The sequence below is a fragment of the Companilactobacillus bobalius genome, from assembly GCF_009764355.1.
This window is the reverse complement of sequence record NZ_LNUA01000053.1, coordinates 1-2,133: the sequence shown is the minus strand read 5'-3', so window position 1 is coordinate 2,133 and position 2,133 is coordinate 1. Positions and strand designations below refer to the sequence as shown.

Genomic DNA, 2,133 nt, shown 5'->3' with positions numbered 1-2,133 from the left:
AGTCTCATCATAATATATTCTGAAATTTGTTGCAACTTTTTTCACTAAAGATTTGGATTTTCGCTAACTTTCTCTTCTGTCCAGATCTTGTAAATCAAGTTTAATAAGCCACCCATTTGTCCATCTACACCGTTATACATCCAACGATAGATACATACATCTTTACCCATTTGATCTTCTGGTGGGTTGGCACTATTAGCAGTAACAATAATATCAGCATCCGTAGGATCACTGACGATCTTTGCGTATGGTAATGATTGTAATGTTACTGACAAGTCTGAGTAAACCAAGAAGAATGATTCTAATTCGAGATAAACTTTGACCTGAATGTTCTTATTATATAGTGAGAAGAATCTATATGCGATTGCATAAATAGCTTCTGAAATTTGTTTAGCTTTTCCATTCAATGATTGATACTTATCACGAAGCATTAAATGTTGAACAGTTGAATAGATCTTACTTTCAAGTCCTTCATCATTCAACTTGCTAATAGCATCACCAAAGCCTGAATATAAGTTAAGAATTTCAATATAATTATGATCAAGTGCTAAGACACCAATAATACATGTAGTTAAATTATATTTATATCTCAAAAATTCACTGTGTGACATTGCCATATCAGAAATTGTTTGTTCAACGTCAATTGGAATTAATTCCAAGAAATCATCAATAAAGTTAGCAAACAATGGGTTATATCTAACTAATTGTTTCGAAACTGATTGAAGATAATCTTCTGATACTTCAAATGTAGCGGGAACACACATCAAAAGGATATAGAAGTCAGCTGATTGGAACATTTGCTCCTCATAACTAACATCTTCCTTAATAGCGCGTTTCAATTCACGGACTTTTTTACTACCAGTGTCACCCTCAAGCATTGAACCAGCACTTTCAAAAATGTTAGGGAAAGGATAATTGATAACATTCAAAGCATCCATATTCTTAACATGATTGCCAGCTAAGATACGATACAAGTGAGCCATAACAACATAAGCATAAAAAGTCTTAGTAATATGGTTAGTTGGTTTGAGACGATATTTGTCCAAAGCAATATCAACGACTTTAAAAGCTGTCTTTTGTGTGAAATCTTCAAATGGCCAAACGTATCCCCTAGTAGCATTCCAGTACAATGCCGCGATAGCCAAACGGATAGATTCCTCATCACCTACAAAGCGCATTGGTTCATAAGCTATTCTGACACCGAAACGCTTCAAATAACCTCTCATTGGCTTTAAGTGGCGTAAAACAGTTGCCTTACTACTATCAAGTGTTTGATAGAAATGTTTAAATGAACTTTCTTTTTCTTTTACGATTGCATCTAAAAATAGATAACCATCGGAATTAGTCGTTAAGTAAGCATGATAAGCGTCTCTGGTAACGTCAAACATCTCTTCAGTCGAATACTTACTCTTCTTCAAGATTCGTTTAAAGTCTTCTTGAATCCCCAAAAAAGTATTGTAGACACTACCATAACTCTTATTCATTTGATAAGCAGCTTTTCGTAAATTAATATCCTTTACCTTAATATCACGGTTACGATATGTTCCGATAAGATCTGCACTAGCTAATTGATTAGTTCTTATTAACTTTATTTTATTAAATAATTGTATTTTCTCGATTTCGGACTTTGATAAAAATAAGTCAGTAAAGCTATCCAAGAACTCCACCCCCATAGATATAAATTAATTCTATTATAATAGAATATACCCAAAGTTTTGTAACTTATATTTATATTATCGTAAATATTTTCTTAAATAAGTAACCTACAACATTTCAGAACTTAAATAAATAGACAAGATATTTATAGAAATATGAATATATTTTATTATCTATACCAATAAGTTATTTTACGCCTTATTTTAAATAAGTATAGTCCCTGAACGTTCCTTAATTCAGAAAAAAATAATTTTCATAAAAAGTAAAAAATCAGATTGAAAGAATCGATCTTTTTGAAAAATATTATCTTTATTTCATAAGAACAATAGGGTATTTGAAAAGGGACCTTTATTTGTAAAATAAAGGTCCCTTTAAAATAGACATATTAACTAATTTGAAATAAATACTTTAGAAAATTATATTTATAATTTCTGAAAAGAATCTTTTTAAGCATACAAAAAAAGGAACCAACCATTT

The 2,133-nt window shown here is 30.7% G+C and carries 1 protein-coding gene; it reads right to left on the bottom strand.

Annotated elements, in window-relative coordinates; translation table 11 throughout:
* Positions 1-44: 44 nt before the first annotated feature.
* Positions 45-1,667, bottom strand: a complete 1,623-nt coding sequence (locus tag ATN92_RS12705) for a helix-turn-helix domain-containing protein (RefSeq protein ID WP_234032599.1) — start codon at positions 1,665-1,667, stop codon at positions 45-47.
* Positions 1,668-2,133: the final 466 nt, after the last annotated feature.